Genomic DNA, 21979 nt, shown 5'->3' on the forward strand with positions numbered 1-21979 from the left:
CCCGCACAGTCGCCGGCAGTCGGCCGGAGGTCCGCATCCCTTTCCGCGGCCTCGCTGCCCATGCACACGCTCAGGATCTTCGGCGCCTGCGCCCTGTCGCTGATCCTCTGGTTCTCGGCCGGCAGGGTGGTCCGAGGGCTGCTGATGGTGGCCGCCAGCGAGGTCTCCCACGGCGACTACCTGCAGGTACGGCTCGTCATCACGATGTTCGTCTTCACGTTGATCGTGTTGAACGAGCTCGTGATCATGGTCGGCATGCTGCACTCGGTGCGCGGGGCGCTTCGGGAGATCCGGGCGCGGCGGGAGGGCGGCGAGGCGGACGAGAGCATGTTCGGCGCGCTGAACCGTGCCACGCTGGCCTTCGCCACCATCTATCTCGCCTGGAGCTTCCAGAACGCGGACGCCAGGGAGTTCATCGCCGTCGACACCGCCAGGCGGGTCGACCAGGACTTCGCGGCGAGTCTCGCGGGGCAGGAGGTGGAGGGCGGCACCGGGCTCTCCACTCTGGACGTGCGGGTCTCCCTGGGGGTCGCCGTGGTCGCGTACCTGCTCAAGACACTGTTCAGCTGGTGGCACGTCAACGGCAAGGTCAGGGGCAGCGGCGTGTTCGCGACCTTCTTCGAGCTGGCCTTCGCCTTCTACAGCATCAACGCCCTGTTCGCCTTCGCCGACGCGCGGGCGGAATGGCTGGACGACCGGGTCGTCGTGGCGGCGGCCAAGGACTGGGCCGAGGAGGCGGGTGAGGCCATGCCGTGGTGGAAGGCCTTCTGGGACGCGGTCGGGGACGTCTGGCCCCACATGATCGACGGTCTGGTCGTGCCGCTCACCTGGCTGACGGTCGCCTCGCTCGTCTACGGGGCCTTCGCCGAGGACACCCGGGCCGTCGTACGGGGAACCAGGCTCGACAACGTGGCCACCCGGATGGAGCGGACGCACACCCTCACCCAGACCACGATGACCCGTGCCACGGCCGGGTTCCAGGAGCGCTGGGTTCCCCCGGTGAACGCCTTCCGGCTCGCCGTCCGGGGCGGTCCCGCGCTGTTCGGTCTCTTCTGCCTCGGTTATGTCGGGATCAGGGTGGTCACCGACTACGCGGACCGGGGCGTGCGGATGCTGATCGGAAACGAGGATCCGTTCGTCTGGATGGCGCTGGCCGGGCCGGTGTCCTTCGTCAGGGAGATGGTGGTGCTGACGCTGACCGTCTGCCTGCTGGCGGCCACGTTCGACATCGCGGCCACCCGCAGTCGTGAGGCGGGGGAGACGCTCACCGCCGGAAGCGCAGCACCTGATCCTGAACAGGGTCCTTCTGCTCCGCGGCCTTCTTGAAGATGTCCTTCACGGACTCGTCCTCCACGACGTCGTACGTGGCGGGGCGGACGTGGACCTCGACCTGCCCGGCCAGTTTCCTGGGCACCACGGCGACCATGTTGTAGGAGTAGGCGGCACCGATCTTGTGGTCCTTGGCCTCGTCCGGGACGTCGTCGCTCTCGGGGAGGACCTTCCACACGCGGCCGTCGGAGTGCCTGACCTCGACCTGGGGTTCACCGCGCAGGCTGATGCCCTCGGCGTCCAGCGCGGTTCTCGTCACCTTGATCTTCAGCCACTGGCGGTCGGCGGGGAGGGGCTTCTGGCCGGGCAGGCTGTCCACCTGCTCGACCGAGGACTTCCACGACACGTGCATCAGCGTCATGGCACCCCCCGCCGCGACGGTGTAGATCCTGTCGGCGGGGTTGCCGGTCCTGTAGACGGTGTAACCGTTCCACGTGGAGACCGCGATGCCGAGGCCCACGAGCACGATCGCCGCGCCGGCCCGCAGCACCGTACGGCGCCTCCTCGTCGGCGGGGTCTCCTCCGTGGCCGCCGCGGTCTCCTGCGGCGGGCGTTCCCCGGGCGGCGCGTCGGTGGGTGCGGCGGGGGCGGCCGCGGGCATCGCCGCCGCCGTCCCGGTTCCGGTGGTGGAGGGCCTGGGCGGCGGGGACCCGGTGACGGAGGGGAACGGCTGGGTCGAGGCTCCCTCCGGTTCTTCCGCCGGCTCTTCCACGGGCGGCCTCGGGGGCCAGACCTGCTCGTCCGGGAACGTCCGCGGAGGGCCGGGCGTCCACTGGCCCCCGCCCGGAGGTTGCCGGCGCTGAGGCGGGGTGGGGCGGCTCCTGGCCGGGGTGGGAGGTACGGCGGGGAGACCCGGGGCCGGGGTGGGAGGCGCCGGTGACGCGGCGGGCCGAGACCGGGGTGCGGGGGCCGGCTGTGCCGGATCGGGGAACCCCTGCCCGGCATGGCGGTTCCCGGGCTCGGGCGGGTTCAGCCGCCGGGCCCGGGGAAGCGCGGGCCGTTCCGGATTCTGTCCGGTACGCGGCCGGTGGGCCGCGGGAGGTTCCGCGTGACGTCCGCGAGGTCGCGTGGGCGCGTCGTCGTCGAGACCGGGCGGTGCCGGGTGCCTGAGGGGAGCACCGGGGACGCCGGGAGCACCCGGAACGCCGGGAGACATCGGTCCTGGCGGCGTCGGGCGCTCGCCGGCAGCGCCGGGAGGCATCTGGCCGGGGGGCATCTGGCCGGGTGGTGTCGGACGCTCACCGGGGGTGCCGGGGGGTGCCGGCCAGGTGCCGAGGGTGGCGGGCCAGGGGCTGCCTCGGTAGGGATCGTGAGACGGCGTCGAGGGATGCCCCTCCGAGGCGGGCCCGTTCTCCCCCGCCGGCCCGTTCTCCCCCGCGGGCCGGGGCCCGCCCGCGGACCGTTCCTCCCGCGCGAGCCGTTCCTCCCGCGAGGCGAACCAGTCGCGGCCCTGCTCGTCCTCGGGACCTCCCCGGTGCGGCGTCCCCATCAGTTCCTGCTCGCCAACTCGTAGACGTCCTTCGCGGTGGAGGTCAGCCGTCGCGCGGCCGCCTCGTCCAGACCCAGGTCTATCTCGATCTCGGGTCCGTTCGGCTCGACGATGAAACCGGATGAGGGGGCGAGCAGGATCCGCGAGTCCGGGAGCTCCCCGGGCGGGATCTCGAAGACCGTCACGCCCTCGGTCCACCAGCCCGGCTGGATGTAGGGATGGGTGATGGTCGACATCTGGTCCACCCTGTCGGAGGCCACGTAACGGTGCCCGCCGCCCGTCAGCAGCCGGGGAGGCCCCAGCTGCTGCGGCTCCCAGGTCGCCGTGGCGCCCACCTCGACGATGATGAAGACCCCCTTGGCGGTCACCCGTTTCTGCTCGCCGCCGGCGTTCTTGGCCGCGATGGCCTTGGCCGCGTGCACCGCCTTGACCCGCGCGGAGATCCGGGAGCCGGTGACCTCCTCGTTGATGTCGCCGGTCGAGGTGAGGGGCGCGTCATGGTCGGCGATCCCCGAGCCGAAGGCCTGCAGTCCCACGGCCGATGCCGCCAGCGCGATCCCGGCCAGCACGGCGCCGGCGGCGCGCCATCGGCTCGGCGGCGCGGTGGTTCTGCGGCGGGCGGGCGCCCCGGAGCGGGAGCGGGAACCGGGCCGGGGGCGGTTCTCGGGCCGAGGACGAGTCTCGGGCAGCGGAGGAGTCTCGGGCTGGGAACGGGTCTCGGGCCGGGAACGGGAAGAGGCGTTCACGAGCGTGTCCCCTTCTGCGCGACGGGAAGCGTGACCTGGGCCGTCACCACGGGTTTCTCCTTGCCCGCGTCGTTCTCCGTCACCAGGAACCAGCCCGGCGACAAGGTGATCCCCTCACGCCACTCGTACTTGCCGACGTCGATCGTCAACTGCTTGGGAGCCCGCTGCCTGTCCTCCAGCTCGTACCTGACCACCACGCTGGTCGGCAGGGCCGGGTGGAGTTGTGTGCTCTCGCCTCCTCCGGTGGGAGAGAACACCGACGCGCCGTACTTGCCCTTTATCGCCGGGGTTATCTTGAGCAGGGACGTACCGAAGGACCCGCCGGCCAGGCCGCCCTCGTAGAGCAGTCCCGTGATCGCGGTCTCGTCGCCCTTGTTGGTGACCCGGAACTCGATCTCCAGGAAACGCTTGGCCGGGCTGCCGAACAGGCCGGGCTCGCTCAGGGTGCGGGACCCGACGAACGTGGTCGTGAACTGCTCCTGGTCCACGGTCGAGCCCTGGCCGAGCCGCTTGGGAGGCTTGTCGGGGGCCGTGGCGAAGCCGCCGAGAGCGGCGGTGACTCCCAGACCGGCGACCGTCACCAGGGCGACGAGCGGGACCGCGATGGGGCGCCGTCTGGTGGGACCCTCGGGAGGCGGAGTCATGAGAAATGATGTTAATCGCTGACGTCCGTCTCATCCGACTCATCTGTCTCTTAAGTCCTGGCGAACCTGGGGAAAATACAGCGGATTGACGGGAACGCTGCCCGAATACGATGTCGAACTCTTACGCTGTCTCCGAGGCTTCCGATGAGCCCGATGGCGGAGGTTCCGTGGCGGACGTGCATCCAGAGCATGCGCAGCTCCAGGCGGACCGGATCTACCTGGGCTGGCAGTACGCCTTGTTGCACCCTGATCCGGGTCCGGCTCCCAAGCGACCCTCGCCCGTCGAGAATCCTCCCGAGCCGCTCGACCCCGAGTGGGTGCGCAGGGAACGCCTCAACGAAGACCTCCTGAACCGGCCGGTCAAGATCGTCCGAGGGTTCATGGCCGCGCTCGCCACGCTGATCCTCGTCCTCGGCCTCACCGAGATGCTCAGCTGGTCGTTCGCCGCCGTCGGGGTCATCGCCGCCGGTGGCATCGCGGCGTTCTGCAGCTACGCCGTCCACCAGGGCGACCGGGCGGTGCGCCACCGCATCAGGGAGCGCGAGGTGGCCGGTGACCGGCTGCGGGAGGAACGTGACAGGGAGCTCTTCCTCGCCCAGGAGGAGCACGCCGCCCGTTACCGGGAGTGGGCGGAGAAGAAGGAGCGCCACGACCGCCAGCTGACCTGGTACGCGGTGGCGGTGCCCGACGAGATCGACCGGATCGACGTGGCCGGAGGCACGCTGCCCGGCTGGTCGGCGCTGATCACCCTGCTCGGCGCGACCCGCCTCTACAGCGGCGGCCACCTGACCGTGCTGGACCTGTCCGAGGGCGCGATCGCCAAGGACCTGATCGAGCTCGCGCGCAGGGGTGGCGACGACCCGCTGGTCTGGGTGCTGCCGGTCGACCTGCCCCGGCTCGACCTGGGCGCGACGCTCGCCCCGGAGGCCTTCGCCGACGTCCTCGCCCACGTCGTGAGCGTCAGCGAGGAGCACCGTTCGACCAGGGACCTGTCGTTCGACAACGCCATCCTGGAGCGGGTCCTGGAGGTCCTCGGCGAGAGCGCCACGATCAACCAGGTCACCGCCGCCCTGCGCGCCCTGGCCCAGGTCGGCGACCCCCGCGAGGACCTGCGGTTCGGCCTGATCACCGCCACCCAGCTGGAGCGGATCGGCACGCTGTTCGGCCGGGGCGTCAGCGACCGGGTGGTGATCGAGCGGGCGTGGGCGCTGGAGTCGCAGCTGCGCAAGCTGGAGACCCTCGGCTCGGAGGCGGTGCGCCTGCCGCCCGCGCGCCTGCGGGTCGTGTCGATGGACCGCCAGGCGGGCGTGTTCGGCAACCGCGTCCTGGGCACGTACGTGGCGACCGCGCTCACCCACATCCTGCGCCAGTCGCCCGCCTCCGAGCGGCCGTGGTACCACACGATCATCGTCGCGGGCGCGGACAAGCTCCGCGGCGACGTGCTCGACCGGCTGATGGACGCCTGCGAGACCTCCAGGACCGGCCTCGTGCTCACCTACCGGTCGCTGACCCCGACCGTGCGGGAGCGGCTCGGGCGCGGGCACGCGGCGGTGACGTTCATGCGGCTCGGCAACGCCGAGGACGCCCGGGTGGCCAGCGAGCACGTCGGCACCGAGCACCGGCTGGAGCTCGCCCAGCTCACCGAGACGATCAGCGCCGCCGGAGCCGGGATGGACGGCGGCTACGTCTCCACGGTCGGCCAGGCCGAGGAGGGCGACGAGGAACGCGACGTGAGCCACACGGACCTCAAGGAGGACATCACCGAGTCCACCGAGTGGGGCCGTCGCGCGACCAAGGCGATGGGGGAGACCGAGCGGGTGCTGCACCGCTCCAGGGAGTTCCTCGTCGAGCCCCACCAGCTCCAGCAGCTTCCCACCACCTCGGTGATCGTCACCGACGCCACCGCCGAGGGCCGCAGGGTCCGTCTCGCCGATGCCAACCCGGCCATACTGACCTTCCCCAAGACGACGCTGGGCGAGTTCGACGAGATCAAGGAAGCCGCGCTGGACCACGTGCACCAGGAGAGGAAGGCGGAGCCGCGCCCGTCGAGCGCGTTCGAGGACGCGCCGCCCAACCTCGGCCCGCCCCCGGCCAGGCTCGACTGGCGTCGCCGCCAATGAGAACCCGGCCCACGCCGACGAGAGCCCGGGTGATGCGGGCCCGGGGGGCGGAGGTCCGGGCGGTACGGGTCCGGGCGGCGCCGATCCGGAGGGGGGAGGCTCGGGCGAGGACCGTTCGAGCGGCGGCGTTTTCACCGGGTGCGTCAACGAGCCGTCCGTATCTCGTAATGGGATGGTCAATGCCGGGGTGCGAGCCCCGAGTCAGGTTCGACCGTGGTCGCGGGGGTGACCTACCCTCGATCTCGATCTCGATCATGCGTCGGCCGGTACGACGGAGCGATCCGTGAAGCGTCAACCCTCCGGCCTGGAGCCGGGTCCCCCGGGTGGAGACCAAATGCAGCCAAGTGTGTCCCGTCCGCCCACTGCCCTGACCGGTCCCTGGTACAGAATCCAGGCGATCACGGCACCCTCGCGCAGCTCCTCCGCCGAGTGGGACTTCGTCACCGTCCTGCCCGCCGTGCTCTCCACGGCCCAGCGCAACCGGCCCTTCGTGGTCGGCTGGCTCTCGCGCGGGTCCGGGGCCCCGCTGGAGCTGATCACCAACGCGGGGCCGCTCACCCCGCCGCGCCCGCCCCGCAGGGCCGCCACCGAGGCCGAGCACGCCCCCGGCGGTCCCGAGCCGCTGCTGTTCCCCAGTGGCGCCCGTGGTGTCCGGATCGGCGACGAGTGGCTTCGCGACCTGTCCGACCTCGCCTGGACCGTATGCCCGGGACGGCAGGCCCCGCCGCTGGGCGGGCGCCGCGAGCCGGACGCCGACGAGATCAGGCGGCCCACGCTCTTCGAGTCCACGCTGGTCACGCTCATGTCCCGGCCGTTCGCCTGGCTGGTGGTGGCCGAGCAGACCGACCTGCTCGACGCCGAGGTCGCGCACCTGCGCACCCAGCTCAACGTGCTGCGGCAGTACGGTGACGCCTCCGAGCGCTCCCGCTACGACGCCGAGCGGGCCGAGCGGCGCATGCAGGAGCTGGACGCCTTCCGCGAGGCCGGGCTGTGGAACGTCCGGGTGCTCGCCGGGGCCGCCGGACCCGAGGAACTGCGCCAGATCGCCCCGGTGCTCGTCGGCTCCGCCGAGATGAGCCACCACCCCTACCGCCTGCGCAGCGCGCTGTCCGGCCCCGTGTACGGCTTCGCCGAGGCGCTGGCCACGACCCTGCAGGATCCGGCGGACGGCGCGGCCTCCCCGTTCGCGGCCACCGCGGGGGCGCTCGCCGCGCTCGCCGGGCTGCCGCACCGGGAGGTGCCGGGGGTACGGGTCCTCGACGCGGGCTTCTTCGACGTGACCAGCGAGGCGGACAACGTGCCCGGCGCGCTCACCGTCGAGCTCGGGTCCATCCTCGACGGCCAGGACAGGCCGGTCGGCTCGTTCAAGGTTCCGCTGGCCACCCTCAACCGGCACGCGTTCATCACCGGCGCCACCGGCTCCGGCAAGTCCCAGACCGTCAGGCACCTGCTGGAACAGCTCACCGGCGCGGGCATCCCGTGGCTCGCCATCGAACCGGCCAAGTCCGAGTACGCCTCGATGGGCGGCCGGATCGAGCATCTCGCCCCGGTGACCGTGATCAACCCGTCGGCCCCGGAGAGCGTGCCGTTCAGCGTCAACCCGCTCGCCCCCGAGCCCGGCTATCCGGTGCAGGCCCACATCGACATGGTCCGTGCGCTGTTCATGGCGGCCTTCGACGCCGAGGAGCCGTTCCCGCAGATCATGTCGCTCGCCCTGCAGCGGGTGTACGAGGCCAACGGCTGGGACGTGGTCACCGGCTGGGCCGCCCCGGGCGCCGCGGTCAGGCCCGCCGTACCGACCCTCGAACAGCTCCAGCAGCACGCGATGGACGTGATCAAGGAGATCGGCTACGGCCGGGAGGTCCAGGCCGACGTGGAGGGCTTCATCTCGCTGCGGCTGCGGTCGCTGCGGGTCGGCTCCGCGGGCCGGTTCTTCGAGGGTGGGCACCCCGCCGACATCGGCGACCTGCTCCAGCGCAACGTGGTGCTCGCGATCGAGGACGTCGCCAACGACGAGGACAAGGCGTTCCTGATGGGCACCTTGATCATCCGGATCGTGGAGCACCTGCGGATGCGGGCCAGGAAGGAACGCAGCAGCGGGCTCAAGCACGTCATCGTGATCGAGGAGGCGCACCGGCTGCTGCGCGACCGGGGCGCGGGGCGGGCCAGCACGCACGCCGTCGAGCTCCTGGCGGGCATGCTCGCCGAGATCCGCGCGTACGGCGAGGGCATCGTGGTCGCCGAGCAGATCCCCACGAAGCTGGTCTCCGACGTGGTGAAGAACACCGCGCTGAAGGTCATCCACCGGCTCCCCGCCGAGGACGACCGCCAGCTGGTCGGCGCGGCGACGAACCTGAGCGAGGAGCAGTCCCGGCAGGTCGTCTCGCTCCCGCCCGGCGTCGCCGCTGTCTTCGCCGACGGCATGGACCGGCCGCTGCGCATCCAGGTACCGCTGGGCGAGGACCGCGAGCGCCCGGTCCCCGGCCACATGCCGCCCATCTGCGGCCGGCGGTCGGCGGCCTGCGGGCAGGAGTGCCGCACCGGCCGGGCGTGCACGCTGGTCGAGCTGCGCGAGGCGGACCTGCTCGCCGGGGCGTCCGAATGGGCCTGGCTGCGGATCTGGACCGACACGCTGGTGCTGGCGTTCTGCACCAACCGGCCGGTGCCCGGGGTGCCCAGGGCGCTGGCCGACCTCTGGGCGGAGCTCCCGCCGCGGCGGCGCGAGTGCCTGCTGGCCACGGCGGTGGAACGCTGCGTGGGCCGCCGCGCCTGGTCGCTGCGTACCGTCAGCGACCCGGTCAAGCTGACCGAGCAGGTCGCCACGATCGCGACCAGGCTGCTCGGTCCCGACCGTGACCCCGGCGAGCGGCCGGGGCCCGCCTGGGTCATCCCGCAGGTGCGGTGGCTGCACGAGGTGGACAGGCTCTTCCCGCACGGCCAGCCCGCGCCCAACCCGCGCGGCTCCGCACCGGTCATGGAGTACGCCCTGTTCAACCGTCCCGCGGGCGGCACCGAGCTGCTCGGCCACCGGGCCAAGGCACTCCGCCACCACCCGCTGTCCATGGAGGTGGACAGGAACAGGGAGCTGGCCTGGCGGGTGATCCTCGGTGACGACGAGCGCGAGAGCGTGGAGCGCGACATCCTCACGGTCACCATCGGCGTCGACCCGGCCGACCGGCTCCGGCACGTGTCCCAGACCATGGGGGCGGGCTGGCTGGAGAGCGTGCTGTCGTGGCCGCGCCGGTTCGTGCTGCCCTTCGACGCCGACTCGCCGGAGCCCGCGGAGCTCGCCTTCGCCGAGCAGTGAGGGCGGTTCGGCCGGGGTGTCCCCGGTGTGCGGAAGGTTCGCTCCACGAGCTTTGCCAGAGCATCGCCGTGAGCCTTCCCCCGAACTCCGCCATGAGCTTTTCCGGTGTTCTCCGACCGGATCCGAGGGCTCGCGTACCTCACCGTCACCGGGCGGCGCGTGTGACGTGCCGCCGGGGGGTGACGGTGCCGAAGCAGGGCTAAGATCTGCGGCATGAACGATTCGGTGATTCCGGTCCCGCGGCCGGGCCGGTCGGCCGCCGGGTCGTCCCGCGACGGGTCGCCAAGCGAGGAGACGGCATGACTCAGCTTCCGCTGCGGGCGCAGCTCGCCACCGCTCTCGGCCGGACGGCCGCGACCCTGTCCCGGGTCACCGGGCGCGGAGACGGATCGGTGATCGGGGGCCGGGTGAGCCTGGTCCTGGAGCCCGACCTGCTGCGCAAGCTCGCGCACGACCGCAAGCTCGTGCTGGTGAGCGCGACCAACGGCAAGACCACGACGACCCGCCTGATCACCTCCGCGCTGTCGGAGCTCGGCGACGTCGCCACCAACGCCTTCGGCGCCAACATGCCCGCCGGGCACGTCTCGGCGCTGTCGTCGGCCAAGCACGCCCCGTACGGCGTGCTGGAGGTCGACGAGAAGTACCTGCCCGAGGTGATCGACACCACCGGTGCCGGGGTCATCTGCCTGATGAATCTCAGCCGCGACCAGATGGACCGGGCGGGCGAGATCTGGCTGCTCGCCCAGAAGTGGCGGCGGGCGCTGGCCGGCAGGAACACCCACGTGATCGCCAACGCCGACGACCCGCTGGTCGCCTGGGGCGCCTCCACGGCCGCCTCGGTCACCTGGGTGTCGGCGGGCCAGCCGTGGAAGGAGGACTCCTGGTGCTGCCCCGAGTGCGGCGGCCCCCTCGACCGCAAGGGCATGGAGTACGTCCCGCCCGGCAGCATCGGCGCCGGTGCCCCCTCGAAGTCGGGGGAGAACGACTGGGCCTGCCGCGAGTGCACCTTCCGGCGGCCCGAGCCGTCCTGGATCCTCGACGACGACGCGGTGATCGACCCGCGCGGGCAGCGCTGGGTGCTCGACATCCAGCTTCCCGGGCGCGCCAACCGGGCCAACGCGGCGATCGCGCTGGCCACCGCCGAGGTGTTCGGCCTGCCCGTCGAGCGGGCGCTTCCCCGGCTGCGCGAGGTCAGGTCGGTCGCCGGCCGGTACACCACGGTGGAACGCGACGGCCGGCACGCCCGGCTACTGCTCGCCAAGAACCCGGCCGGCTGGCTGGAGGCGTTCGACGTGCTCGACTCCTCGCTTCCGGTGATCCTCTCCGTCAACGCCCAGGGGCCCGACGGCCGCGACACCTCGTGGCTGTGGGACGTCGACTACCGCGTGCTGCGCGGCAGGCCGGTCTTCGTGGCCGGTGAACGGCGGCTCGACCTCGCGCTCCGGCTGGACGTGGCTGACGTGCCGTTCCAGCTGGCGGGCTCGTTCGAGCAGGCGCTCGCCGCGCAACCACCGGGCAAGGTCGACGTGATCGCCAACTACACCGCCTTCCAGCAGATCCGATCGGAGTTCGGTCGTGCAGTCTGACAGCGCCCTGCGCCTTGTCTGGATCTATCCGGACCTACTGAGCACGTACGGCGACCAGGGCAATGTCCTGGTCCTGGAGCAGCGCGCCAAGCGCCGGGGCATCCCGGTCGAGACCGTGCACGTGCGCTCGGCCGATCCGGTCCCGGAGGGCGGCGACATCTACCTGATCGGCGGCGGTGAGGACCGGCCGCAGATCCTGGCCTCGGAAAGGCTCCGGCGCGACGGCGGCCTGCACCGGGCCATCCAGCGGGGCGCGGCCCTGCTGGCCGTGTGCGCGGGCTACCAGATCATCGGCACCACGTTCGGCGGCGAGGAGGGCCAGCCGGTCGACGGCATCGGCCTGATCGACATCTCCAGCGGGCGTGGCCAGGGCCGGGCCGTCGGCGAGCTGGCGGGGGAGGCGGACCCGGCGCTCGGCATCCCGACGCTGACCGGCTTCGAGAACCACATGGGCGTCACCCGGCTCGGGGCCGGGATCCGGCCGCTGGCGCGTACGGCGGTCGGTACGGGCAACGGCGACGGCACCGAGGGCTGCCACACCGGCAAGATCGTCGGTACCTACCTGCACGGTCCCGCGCTCGCCCGCAACCACGGCCTCGCCGACCTGCTGCTCACCTGGGCGGTGGGTGCCCAGCTGCCGCCGATCGACGACGCCTGGTTCGACCGGCTCCGCGAGGAGCGTCTGGCCGCGGTGCTGCCCCGCTGATCGGGTGCCGCCTCGCCGACGGGGCGTCTCGCTGATGGAGGCGCCCTGCTGACAGTGGCGCCCCACCGGCGTGGGAGACCGGCTGCCCGGCCTCGCCAGGCGGCCGGTGGCCCGACGGCCGCGGGCTCGGGGCGGGCGGTGTTCCGGCGGTCTCAGTAGACGAGGGCCTGGACGCCCTCGCCCAGCACCTCTTCCACGAAGGTGGGGGCGCCCGCGATGCGGATGCCCTCGATCACGTCGTCGACCGTGATGTCCCGACGGGCCGCGCACTGCGTGCACAGGGTCACCCTGCCCCCCGCGAGCACCGCGTCGAGCAGGTCCCCGAGCTGGGCCGCGTGCGGGAGGGTGAACTCCTTCGCCCGGCCGGGAAGGGCGAACCAGGCGGATTCGCCCGTCAGCCAGAGCGAGACGGGAACCCCGCTCGCCAACGCCGCCGCGGCCACCGTGAACGCCTGATTGCAGCGCTCAGGTGAGTCTTCGCCTGCGGTAACCTTGATCACCAGTGATCGTGCCATGCTCGAAGCCTATGCGGCCCGGTGTCACCGGCGCGAACCATACCTGAGCGGCTCTAGGCTCGTTTTCATGGACGTTCCCGAACTGCATCCCGATCTTGAGCCGATCGCCTTCCTCGTGGGCCGATGGGAAGGCGCCGGGGTCGGGGGGTATCCGACGATCGAGAGTTTCAACTTCGGCCAGGAGATCGTCTTCGGCCACAACGGCAAGCCGTTCCTGACCTACAGCAGCCGCACCTGGCTGCTCGACGAGGCGGGTGCCAAGGTCCGGCCGCTGGGCACCGAGACCGGTTTCTGGCGCCAGCTCCCGGGCCGCCAGCTTGAGGTGTGCCTGTCCCACCCCACGGGCATCGTGGAGATCTATGTCGGTGAGGTGGTCTTCAACAAGATCGAGCTCCAGACCGACGTGGTGGCCCGAACCGCGACCGCCAAGGAGTACACGGCGGGCCACCGCCTCTACGGGCTGGTCAACGGCAACCTGATGTGGGCGTACGACATGGCCGCCATGGGGCAGCCGCTCCAGTCCCACATCTCCGCCGAGCTCAAGCGGGTCGGTGACTTCGTACCCGACGAGGTGTGAGGTCCGCGCCCGCGCCCAGGGCCGGGTGACGTTCGTCCCCGGCCGAGGTCCGTCACCGCCCGGGCTCCGTTCCTGACCGGGATCCGTTCCCGCCCGGGGGGGTCGTCCCCGGCTGGGATTCGTCTCCTACACCGGGTGAGGCGTGGTCTTCGCCCGGTGCCCGCGGCGGGGTGGGGCGGGACGCTGGTTACCCTCTGAGCATGAGCACCCCCTTCACCCCCGACGTGGTCGAGGCGATCAAGCGCCACATGAACGACGACCACGCCGATGACGCGCTGCTGATCTGCAAGGGCCTCGGCGGGCACCCCGAGGCCACCGGCGCGACGACGACCGGCGTCGACGCCGAGGCGATCGAGTTCGCCGCCGTGGTCGGCGGGCGGGACGTCATGGTCCGGGTCCCCTGGAGTACCACGCTGACCGAGCGCGCCCAGGTCCGCACGGAGGTCGTCCGCCTCTACCGTGACGCCTGCGCCGCCCTCGGTGTCCCCGCCCGCGGCGAGCACTGACCGGCGGATCCGCGTTCTCTCCCTTCGTTCTTCACGCCGCCCGCGCCGGGCCGGATTCGGGTGGAGGCGGTGATCCGGAACGGCCGTGCCGTCCGGCCGGCGTTCGCCAGGGATCCCCTTCCCGAACGGGAAACGGGAAACGGGAGGAGCCGGTGGGCCGGTTGATGACGGTCCGGTCACTGTCGAGACCGATCGTGACGTTCGTGGAAAGCTCCCAAATACCAAAATTTCCTGAAAAGGGGGCGCGGTGAAACCACGAGCACTCGTACTGGCGCCGATGCGAGGCCAGGAGTGGAACCGCCTGAGAGAGCTGATCGACGTCCACTACGACCCGGCCGACCACCGTCCCCACCCGGCGGCCGAGCTCGCCCGGCAGCTCGTGGACACCGGCGCGCGCATCCTCATCACCGAGTCCGACGAGGTCGCCGGTCCGGTCCTGGACCTTCCCCTGCTGGTGGTGGGCTGCGCCCGTGGCGAGGCGGGGAACGTGGACCTCCCGGTCGCCACGGCGAAGGGCATCCCCGTCGTCTGCGCCCCGGGACGCGACGCCGACGCGATCGCCGAGCTCACCCTCGCCCTGATCCTCGCGGTGACCCGCCGGGTGGCGGTCGGCGACAGGGAGATCCGGCGGGGCATGGCCTCCTACCGACGGTACCGAGCGTGGGAGCTCGCGGGCCGGACCATCGGCCTGGTCGGCTACGGGGTGGTCGGCCGCGCGCTGGCCTGGCGGATGAAGGGGCTGGGCATGCGCGTCATGGTCCACGACCCCGACGCGGCGGAGAACCGGTACGGGCTCGACGTCCTGCTGGCCCAGGCCGACGTCGTCTCCGTGCACGCCTCCGCGTCCGCGGGCCTGTCGGTCGGGGCGGCGGAGTTCGCCGCGATGAAGCCCGGATCGATCTTCGTCAACACCGCGGACGCGGCCCTGCACGACATGGACGCGCTCGTGGGAACCCTGAAGGCGGGCCATCTCGGCGGAGCGGCCCTCGACCGGTTCACCGGGGAGTGGCTCGACCCGTCCCACCCGCTCGCCGACATGGACAACGTGGTGCTGACCCCGCATCTGGGCTCCGGAACCTACGACACCGAGATCAACCACACCCGGATGATCTGTGAGGACATCGTCAGGGTCCTCGGCGGCGAGCGCCCGCTGCACTGCGCCAACCCCGGCTTCCAGGAGTGACGGCCGGCGCGACCTCGCGACGAGGGGGCGGTCGCGCGAAGGTGAGCGGTCCCGCGAGGGGGAGACCGGTCTCGCGGCGGGGAGGTGGTGCCTTGTGAAACCCGTGAGGCGACGCGGTCCCGTGAGGGAGAGGCGGTCGCGCGGCGGGGCGGCTTCCGGAAGGGGCTTCGCGGAAGCGGGGTGATCGAGAGGGAAGGCGCGGGAAAGGGAAGAACCCCGGGCCACTTCCCCCTGCTCGGCAGGAGGGCCGGTGGACTACAGGCGGGATCGCCCGCCTCCGGCGGCCCGGGGTTCCGGTGATTGTCGTGGATTCGCCGAACGTCGCCAGACGCCCGGACAGAGTCCGGTCGCGGCGTCCTAGCGGACAGCCACCTCGCTAGCCCAACTATGATCAACCATCGTTCGGACCACCTCCTTTCGGCGTGCCTGTACGTTATGAAACTCCACGCCCCCGGGGCAAATGAATTTTCCCGGCCTCCCGCCGTCGCCCGAAGTCGGCCGTCTGACCAGCCATGAGGGCTGACGGGAACAAAAGGGGACCGGTGCGCAGACGCTTGCACCCGCTCCGTCTCCGTCGGGGCTTCCCGAACGAGGGCCGATGACGTCGGTTGCGTTCAGGGCGCCGGGTGCGACCGGCTCATGGGCCGGTGCCCTTCGTCATGCCAAGAGATGATCTTCAGGCGGCGCGCAAGGCGTCGGAGTGTGCGGCGAAGTAGTCGGCGATCGTCGCGGGCCTGCGACCGGCCAGGCGTTCGACGGCGTGCGTGGTGACGTCGAACCAGCCTTCGCGCTTGTACACGCCCAGCCCCGTCCACCCCTGGACGTATTGCTCGGGCAGCCCGCGTCCGGACAGCGTCGAGGCCAGTTCGGCGTCGGTGACCTGTTCGCAGCGCACCGGGCGGCCCGTGACCTGGGAAAGCGCTTCGGCGACGTCCGCGTCCGTCACCGCCGCGGGGCCCGTGACCTCGACGAACTGCCCCTCGCACCCGCCGTTGGCAAGCAGGGCCGCGGCGACGGCGGCGCTGTCGTCGCGGGTGATGTGCCCCACGCGGCCGTCACCCGAGTTGCTGGGCAGCACCCCTGTGGCGACGGCGCCGGCGGGTATGCCGACAAGGTTCCACATCTCCGGCCACTGGTTGAAGCGCAGCGCCGTGAACGTCAGCCTCGACTCCGCCAGCAACCGCTCGGTCTCCCGGTGGTTCTGGATGAGCGCCTGGGGCTGGCCCGGCTCGCCCGCCCTGGCGAACGACGTGTAGATCACATGGCCCACGCCCGCCTTGGCCGCCGCGTCGATGGCGTTCACATGCCCCTGGGCCGGTCCGGTGAACGAGCCGAGGCTGATGATCAGCAGCCGTTCCGCGCCCTCGAACGCGCCGGGCAGGCCGGAGGGGTCGTCGAAGTCGGCGTACCGGGTGGCCACTCCGAGATCGGCGACGTCGTCCGGGGTACGGGACAGGGCCACGACGCGTGCGGCGTCCACCCGCTGGAGCAGGTGCCCGACGGTGAGGCGTCCGAGCTGCCCGGACGCTCCGCTGACAACGATCACGGTGAATCCTCCTTGGAGGTCGATGTGCGTACCCTGATCCTTGGCCGGCAGGCGAACAGTCCGAAAGAAGGCACATTCATGTCCACTGTCCCCGTCCCCGTCCCCGTCACGATGGACGATCACCGGAACTGCCCCGCGACGAGTGTGCTGCGCAGGGTTGGCGACAAGTGGAGCGTCGTGATCCTGTCGATCCTGACGCGTGGCGCCCGCGGCTTCAACGAGCTGGACAGATCGGTGGAGGGCCTCAGCCGTCGCATGCTGACGCGAACGCTGCGCGGGCTCGAAGAGGACGGGCTGATCAGCCGCACCGTGCACCCGAGCGCGCCACCGCGCGTCGACTACGCGCTCACCGATCTCGGATCCTCCTTCCTGGAGCCTGTGCTCGCCCTGGGCCTCTGGGCCGTCGACCACCAGCCCAACCTCGAAGCCGCCCGCACCCGTGCCCGCCGTGATCGCGCCACGCGGGTCACGGCCCGCTGAGGGCGTGTTCCCTGGACTCATCGAAGCGGGTCGCGCGGCCGGTCGCCGCCTCCGGTCTCTCGGACCGTAGGACGACGAGGAGAGCCCCGATGCTCATAGACTCTGGATATGACCGAGACGTCGTGGCATGAGGAACTGCGGGCGCGCGGTTACCGGGTCACTCCGCAACGCCAGCTGGTGCTTGAGGCGGTCAAGGCCTGCGAGCACGCCACTCCAGAGGAGATCTGCACCCGGGTGCGGGAGACCGCGCGCGGGGTGAACATATCAACCGTCTACCGGACCCTTGAGCTCCTCGAGGAGCTCGGCATGGTCACCCACTCCCATCTGGGGCACGGCGCCCCCACCTACCACCTGACGGCCGAGGCCGATCATGTGCACCTGGTCTGCCGTGGCTGCGGGGAGATCAGCGAGGTCAGCCCCGACCTGGTGGAGAACTTCGTCGCCAACCTCGACCAGAAGCTCGGGTTCCTCACCGACGTGCACCACCTGACGGTCTTCGGCCGCTGCCGCAAATGCCGCTGAGCCGCCGGGGAGGCCGTCGCCGCAGTACGTTCGCCGGGCCGCCGGGGGGCCGGGGGGCCGGTGCCGGGGTACGTCGCCGGGTCGCCGGGAGACACGCTTCGGCTTCTGTCCCGCCGAGCCGCCGAGGTGCGTCGTACGGCCCGGGACCCGCCGGGGGAAGAGTCGCCGCAGCCCTCGTCGGCGGGGCCTCGTAGGCTGTGTGCATGCGAAGCCCTCTGCTGGACACTCCCGGCGCGGTCGCGGCTGAGACCCCCGACGCCGACGTCGCCGGACACTACGGCGACCCGTTCGCCGAGCAGCGCGCGCTGCTCGCCGGGGAGGCGATGGTCGACCGGAGCAACCGCGAGGTCGTCCGGATCTCCGGTCCCGACCGTCTGAGCTGGCTCAACAGCCTCAGCTCGCAGAAACTCGACGACCTGCAACCCGGCCGGCCCACCGAGACGCTGCTGCTGGACGCCCAGGGCAGGGTGGAGCACCACCTCGTCCTCGTCGACGACGGCGAGGCGGTGTGGGCCCACGTCGAGCCGGGCACCGGCGCGGAGGTGGCCGCGTTCCTCGACAAGATGCGGTTCATGCTGAGGGTCGAGGTCGCCGACGTGACGGATCGCTACGCCGTGGTCTCCGTGGCGGGGGAGGCGCACCCCGACCTGCCCGAGGGCGCCATCGCCGTCGGGCGGGACATCCTGCTCCCGCGTGACCTGCTGGCCGGGCATCTCGGGCTGAGGCTCGCCGGGCTCTGGGCGTACGAGGCGCTGCGGATCGAGGAGCACCGCCCCCGCCTGGGCTTCGAGACCGACCACAAGACGATTCCGCACGAGGTGGGCTGGATCGGCACGGCCCTCCACCTCAACAAGGGCTGCTACAAGGGCCAGGAGACCGTGGCCCGCGTGCACAACCTGGGCCACCCGCCGCGCCGGCTGGTCTTCCTGCACCTGGACGGCAGCGTCGACACCCTGCCCAAGCACGGCGCCCCGGTGACCCTCGACGGCGCGGAGATCGGTTTCGTGGGAAGCTCGGCGCGCCATCACGAGCTGGGTCCGGTCGCGCTGGCCGTGGTCAAGCGGACCGTGCCGGTGGACACCACGCTGGAGGCCGCGGGAGTGGCCGCGTCCCAGGAGGTCATCGTGCCGCCGGACGCCGGGCGCAACGTCCAGATCGACCCGAGCCTGCGCCGCCGCATCCGCTGACACCTGACGCTCGACACCTGACGCTCGACACCTGACGCTCGGCGCCTGACGGCTCACACCTGACGGCGTCGCGTCCCGGGCGGGCCGCTTCCGGCCCGCCCGGATGCCGCCGTCATCGTTCCCGGCTGTCCGGCCTGCCCGGATGGCCGCTGTCACGGTCCCGGGCCGCTCAGCCTTCCCAGGGCGTGCGTACGGTCCCGGGCGGTCAGATGTCCAGAACCAGGGTGATCGGGCCGTCGTTGGTCAGTCCGACCTTCATGTCGGCACCGAACACCCCTGTCTCCACGCGGGCGCCCAGCCCGCGCAGCTCGGCGCAGACCGCCTCCACCAGAGGTTCGGCGACCGGACCCGGGGCGGCGGCCTGCCAGGTGGGACGGCGTCCCTTGCGGGTGTCGCCGTACAGGGTGAACTGGCTGACCACCAGCAGGGGCGCGCCGATGTCGGAGCAGGACTTCTCGCCGGAGAGGATCCGCAGGCCCCAGAGCTTGGCGGCGAGCCTGGCCGCCTCGGCGCGCGTGTCGGTGTGGGTCACGCCGACCAGGACCAGCAGCCCCGGCTCGTCGATCGCCCCGACCGTCACGCCGTCCACCACCACCGACGCGGAACTCACCCGCTGTACGACCGCACGCATGCCCCCATCATCCCGTGCTCCCGGGCATCTCTAGACTTCGGGCGAAAGGAGACAAAGGTGTCTGCTGAGTCATTGTTGGTCGAGGTCGTCCGCTCGGGTTTCGTGGAGTCCACCCATCGGGCGCGGATGCTCGCGGTGGCCGCCGACGGGTCGCTGGTGCGAGTCCACGGGGAGGTGGACGCGCTGGTCTCGCCGCGCTCGTCCATGAAGCCCCTGCAGGCGCTCGCCATGGTCCGCGCCGGCCTCCCCCTGGAGGGGGAGCTGCTCGCGCTGGCGTGCGCGAGTCACGCGGGGGAGCCGTTCCACGTGGACGGGGTACGGAGGATCCTGGCCGGGGCCGGGCTGGACGAGAGCGCGCTCGGCTGCCCGGAGGACCTGCCGGAGGACGTCGCCTCCCGCGACGAGGTGCTGCGCTCCGGAGGGAGGCGGGCCAGGGTCTACATGAACTGCTCGGGCAAGCACGCGGCGATGCTCGCCACCTGCGCGGTCAACGGCTGGCCGCTGGAGACCTACCTCGATCCGGCGCATCCGCTGCAGCGGACCGTGCGCGCCACGGTCGAGGAGCTGACCGGCGAGCGCGTCGCCGCCAGCGGGGTGGACGGTTGCGGCGCCCCGCTGTTCTTCGTCTCGATGCTGGGCGTGACGCGGGCGTTCCGCGCCCTCGTCCGGGCCGACCCGGACACCCCGGAGCGCCGTGTCGCCGACGCCTTCCGCGCCCACCCCGAGTGGACGTCGGGGACCGCCCGCCCCGAGGCCCGGCTGATGCGGGCGGTTCCCGGGCTGCTGGTCAAGGCCGGAGCCGAGGCGTTCGACGCCTTCGTCTTCACCGACGGCCGCTCGGGAACCGTCAAGATCGAGGACGGCGGCCAGCGTGCCCGGGTCCCGGTCACCGTCGCGGCCCTGACCGCTCTCGGCTTCGAGGCCCCCGGGCTCGACGAGTTCGCCGCCGGGGTCCTGCTCGGCGGGGGGCGTCCGGTGGGCGAGATCCGCGTTCGGTAGCCGCCGCGGATTCGCGTACGGCGGTCCTCACAGGGAGCGGAACTGGCGGGTGGTGGAGATCGCCCCGGAGGTGGTCATGGTGAAGGTCCGCATCGAGTCGGCGAACCTGGACAGGTCCCACTCAGCCGGGCCGTGATACCAGTACAGGTGGTCGGCCTGCTGGCCGTTGCCGGTGACCGAGGAGACCACGCGGGCCCAGCGGTCGACGCTGTCGAAGATCACGGCGTAGGGCAGGTAGCGGGAGAACAGCTCCACCCGCTGGGCCACCGGGACGTCCCCGCCGATGTCGGCGCCGGCCAGATACTCCCTGAAGCCAAGGGTGTGGGCGAGGGCACCCGCGCCCTTCGCGGTCTTGGCGGGCATGTACTGGCCGCCCACGGCCAGGGCCGCACCGGCGATGATCAGAGCCAGGCCGAGCACCCCGTACGTGGTGAACCAGGCCAGCGCGACGGTGGCGAGGACGCCGAGCCCGGTGAGGACCACGCCGATGGTCGTCCAGCGGGTGCGGACGGTGTCGGGGCGGCGGGCGAACCAGCCCTGCGTGACCACGTCGCGGTAGAGCGCCTCGCGGACCTTGCCCAGCTTGGTCCCGAACGATCCCTTGAGCTCTGACAGCAGCACCGCGTCGTGGCCGTCGAAGATGGCGTCGTAGAGCTCCCGCTCGTAGGGCATCAGCGAGGCGACCTGGGCGGCGGGCATCCGTACCAGCCTCCAGTCGGGGGTCTCGTACGTCTGCCGGGGCTGCTCGTCGATCCTGAGGTAGCCCCGGACGGCCAGGTCGACGATCGTGGCGGTCACGTCGATCACGTCGGCCTGCTCGTCCATGAGGGTGCCGATCTGGCCGGGGCGGACGCCGTCCGGCGGGGCGAAGTGACCGTTCTCGACACCGCTGAGCGAGCCCGACTCGTGGCCGACCACGCGGGCGTCGCGGCCCCGGGTCCAGTAGAGGAGGCCGAGGCCGCCGAGCAGCAGGAGCAGCAGGCCGGCCAGCGCGCCGCCGGTGACGGCGTTCAGGGTGAAGGCGTTGGACAGCTCGAAGCGGCGCTCCAGGATCGGCGCGCCCTTGGTCGCACCGGTGGGGTAGCCGACGACCACGGTGAGCACCTCGCCGGCGCCGAGGTCCTGCTGCCCGAACTCGGCGGTGACGCCCGTGTGGTCCATGGAGGCCTCGGTGCAGGCGATCGCCGAGCTCAGGGGGCCGGCGAAGCACGACAGGTTCTGCATCGTGGCGGGCCCGCTCACGCTGACCTTGGCCTGCTCGACGGGGACGGACCAGGCGCCCACCGCGTACCACCGCAGCTCCTGGGCGTCGGCCAGCGGCGTGACGGCGCCCTGGACGTCGTACTCCAGGGTGGCGTTCCCGGTGCCCTTCAGGGTGATGGTCTCGCCGGTCAGTGTGGCGTCGCCCTTGAGACCGGTGACCCGGTAGAGCCGGTCGCTGCCGTCGTCGTAGCGGGTCCGGTCGACGAGGTCGCGCGACGGCGCGTCACCCTCGAAGACGACCTCCTCCTTGACGTGGAGCACGCCGTCCTGCCGGAGCTCCAGCTGGACCGTCGTGCTCGTCACCTTGCCGGCCCGCGTGACCTGCCCGGCCTGCCCGGACTGTGCTACCTGCCCGGTCTGTGCGACCTGCGCGAGCCGGGTGCTCTGCCCGGCCGGTGCCGAGGACGCGAGGGCAGGGGACGCGCCGAGGGCCAGCGCGAGGACGGCCGTCGCGGCCAGGCTCCCGGCTGCTCGGCGGGAGAGAACCGTCCTACGTGGGAAGACCGTCCTGCGCGAGGAAGCCGTCCTGCGCAGCGCAGTCGCTCGGCGCGAGGAAGCCGCTCGGTACGAGAAAGATGCCGCCATGTGTCGGGAGCTTAGCGAGATCCACCGGCCTGTGATGGCCCACCGCGTATCCATTTTT

Annotated in this window: 19 protein-coding genes; 12 read left to right on the forward strand and 7 right to left on the reverse strand. The window is 71.8% G+C overall.

Going from position 1 to position 21979, the window contains the following annotated elements:
* Positions 1 to 60 precede the first annotated feature (60 nt).
* Entirely contained in the window at positions 61 to 1326 is a 1266-nt protein-coding gene (locus ACTOQ3_RS07800) for a hypothetical protein (RefSeq protein WP_440082723.1), read from the forward strand.
* Here ACTOQ3_RS07800 and ACTOQ3_RS07805 read toward each other — a convergent pair.
* From ACTOQ3_RS07805 to ACTOQ3_RS07815, 3 genes are all read right to left on the reverse strand, one after another.
* Positions 1265 to 2041 (reverse strand): hypothetical protein, encoded by a 777-nt coding sequence (locus ACTOQ3_RS07805; protein WP_440082724.1) that lies wholly within the window; start codon positions 2039 to 2041, stop codon positions 1265 to 1267. The genes ACTOQ3_RS07800 and ACTOQ3_RS07805 overlap by 62 nt on opposite strands.
* A 776-nt stretch (positions 2042 to 2817) precedes the next feature.
* Complete coding sequence (locus ACTOQ3_RS07810) at positions 2818 to 3564, reverse strand: hypothetical protein (RefSeq protein WP_440082725.1); 747 nt, start codon at positions 3562 to 3564, stop codon at positions 2818 to 2820.
* On the reverse strand, positions 3561 to 4208 hold the full coding sequence (locus ACTOQ3_RS07815) for a hypothetical protein (RefSeq protein WP_440082726.1): 648 nt from the start codon (positions 4206 to 4208) through the stop codon (positions 3561 to 3563). Before ACTOQ3_RS07815 ends, ACTOQ3_RS07810 begins: the two co-directional genes overlap by 4 nt.
* Positions 4209 to 4384: 176 nt before the next feature.
* On the opposite strand from ACTOQ3_RS07815, the gene ACTOQ3_RS07820 reads away from it, so the two are divergent.
* The 4 genes from ACTOQ3_RS07820 to ACTOQ3_RS07835 all read left to right on the forward strand — a co-directional run bounded on the left by ACTOQ3_RS07820 (position 4385) and on the right by ACTOQ3_RS07835 (position 11927).
* Positions 4385 to 6328 carry a hypothetical protein gene (locus tag ACTOQ3_RS07820; RefSeq protein WP_440082727.1) on the forward strand — a complete coding sequence of 648 codons (1944 nt, stop codon included), beginning with the start codon at positions 4385 to 4387 and terminating at the stop codon, positions 6326 to 6328.
* Positions 6329 to 6662: 334 nt separating this feature from the next.
* Entirely contained in the window at positions 6663 to 9635 is a 2973-nt protein-coding gene (locus tag ACTOQ3_RS07825; protein ID WP_440082728.1) for an ATP-binding protein, read from the forward strand.
* 299 nt (positions 9636 to 9934) lie between these two features.
* Positions 9935 to 11221, forward strand: a complete 1287-nt coding sequence (locus ACTOQ3_RS07830; protein WP_440070440.1) for a MurT ligase domain-containing protein — start codon at positions 9935 to 9937, stop codon at positions 11219 to 11221.
* Entirely contained in the window at positions 11211 to 11927 is a 717-nt protein-coding gene (locus ACTOQ3_RS07835) for a type 1 glutamine amidotransferase (RefSeq protein WP_440082729.1), read from the forward strand. The genes ACTOQ3_RS07830 and ACTOQ3_RS07835 overlap by 11 nt, the downstream gene beginning before the upstream one ends.
* A gap of 152 nt (positions 11928 to 12079) precedes the next feature.
* On the opposite strand, the gene ACTOQ3_RS07840 is transcribed toward ACTOQ3_RS07835, so the two are convergent.
* The gene (locus ACTOQ3_RS07840; RefSeq protein WP_355622372.1) at positions 12080 to 12442 is read right to left on the reverse strand and encodes a DsrE family protein; all 363 of its coding nucleotides are present in this window, start codon (positions 12440 to 12442) and stop codon (positions 12080 to 12082) included.
* Positions 12443 to 12509: 67 nt separating this feature from the next.
* Between ACTOQ3_RS07840 and ACTOQ3_RS07845 the strand changes: the two genes are divergently transcribed.
* The 3 genes from ACTOQ3_RS07845 (at position 12510) to ACTOQ3_RS07855 (ending at position 14708) form a co-directional block, all read left to right on the forward strand.
* Positions 12510 to 13019 carry an FABP family protein gene (locus ACTOQ3_RS07845; protein WP_440082730.1) on the forward strand — a complete coding sequence of 170 codons (510 nt, stop codon included), beginning with the start codon at positions 12510 to 12512 and terminating at the stop codon, positions 13017 to 13019.
* A 200-nt stretch (positions 13020 to 13219) separates the two neighbouring features.
* Positions 13220 to 13525 (forward strand): DUF2470 domain-containing protein, encoded by a 306-nt coding sequence (locus ACTOQ3_RS07850; protein WP_440082731.1) that lies wholly within the window; start codon positions 13220 to 13222, stop codon positions 13523 to 13525.
* A gap of 247 nt (positions 13526 to 13772) precedes the next feature.
* Positions 13773 to 14708: an NAD(P)-dependent oxidoreductase gene (locus ACTOQ3_RS07855; RefSeq protein WP_440082732.1), complete on the forward strand. Its 936-nt coding sequence runs from the start codon at positions 13773 to 13775 to the stop codon at positions 14706 to 14708.
* A gap of 676 nt (positions 14709 to 15384) precedes the next feature.
* On the opposite strand, the gene ACTOQ3_RS07860 is transcribed toward ACTOQ3_RS07855, so the two are convergent.
* Positions 15385 to 16254 (reverse strand): NAD(P)H-binding protein, encoded by an 870-nt coding sequence (locus ACTOQ3_RS07860; RefSeq protein WP_440082733.1) that lies wholly within the window; start codon positions 16252 to 16254, stop codon positions 15385 to 15387.
* A gap of 78 nt (positions 16255 to 16332) precedes the next feature.
* Here ACTOQ3_RS07860 and ACTOQ3_RS07865 point away from each other — a divergent pair, with 78 nt between their 5' ends.
* The 3 genes from ACTOQ3_RS07865 to ygfZ all read left to right on the forward strand — a co-directional run bounded on the left by ACTOQ3_RS07865 (position 16333) and on the right by ygfZ (position 18443).
* Complete coding sequence (locus ACTOQ3_RS07865) at positions 16333 to 16734, forward strand: winged helix-turn-helix transcriptional regulator (RefSeq protein ID WP_440082734.1); 402 nt, start codon at positions 16333 to 16335, stop codon at positions 16732 to 16734.
* 108 nt (positions 16735 to 16842) lie between these two features.
* The gene (locus ACTOQ3_RS07870) at positions 16843 to 17256 is read left to right on the forward strand and encodes a Fur family transcriptional regulator (RefSeq protein WP_440070433.1); all 414 of its coding nucleotides are present in this window, start codon (positions 16843 to 16845) and stop codon (positions 17254 to 17256) included.
* 203 nt (positions 17257 to 17459) lie between these two features.
* Positions 17460 to 18443 carry a CAF17-like 4Fe-4S cluster assembly/insertion protein YgfZ gene (ygfZ, locus tag ACTOQ3_RS07875; RefSeq protein WP_440082735.1) on the forward strand — a complete coding sequence of 328 codons (984 nt, stop codon included), beginning with the start codon at positions 17460 to 17462 and terminating at the stop codon, positions 18441 to 18443.
* 205 nt (positions 18444 to 18648) lie between these two features.
* Here ygfZ and dtd read toward each other — a convergent pair whose 3' ends face one another.
* Positions 18649 to 19074, reverse strand: coding sequence for a D-aminoacyl-tRNA deacylase (gene dtd, locus ACTOQ3_RS07880; RefSeq protein ID WP_344746920.1), 426 nt, complete (start codon positions 19072 to 19074; stop codon positions 18649 to 18651).
* A gap of 57 nt (positions 19075 to 19131) precedes the next feature.
* On the opposite strand from dtd, the gene ACTOQ3_RS07885 reads away from it, so the two are divergent.
* Positions 19132 to 20073 (forward strand): asparaginase, encoded by a 942-nt coding sequence (locus tag ACTOQ3_RS07885; protein WP_440082736.1) that lies wholly within the window; start codon positions 19132 to 19134, stop codon positions 20071 to 20073.
* Positions 20074 to 20100: 27 nt separating this feature from the next.
* On the opposite strand, the gene ACTOQ3_RS07890 is transcribed toward ACTOQ3_RS07885, so the two are convergent.
* Positions 20101 to 21921, reverse strand: a complete 1821-nt coding sequence (locus ACTOQ3_RS07890; protein WP_440082737.1) for a DUF2207 domain-containing protein — start codon at positions 21919 to 21921, stop codon at positions 20101 to 20103.
* Positions 21922 to 21979: the final 58 nt, after the last annotated feature.

It is taken from the genome of Streptosporangium sp. LJ11 (assembly GCF_051918945.1).
In the GTDB taxonomy this organism is placed as follows: Bacteria; Actinomycetota; Actinomycetes; order Streptosporangiales; family Streptosporangiaceae; genus Streptosporangium.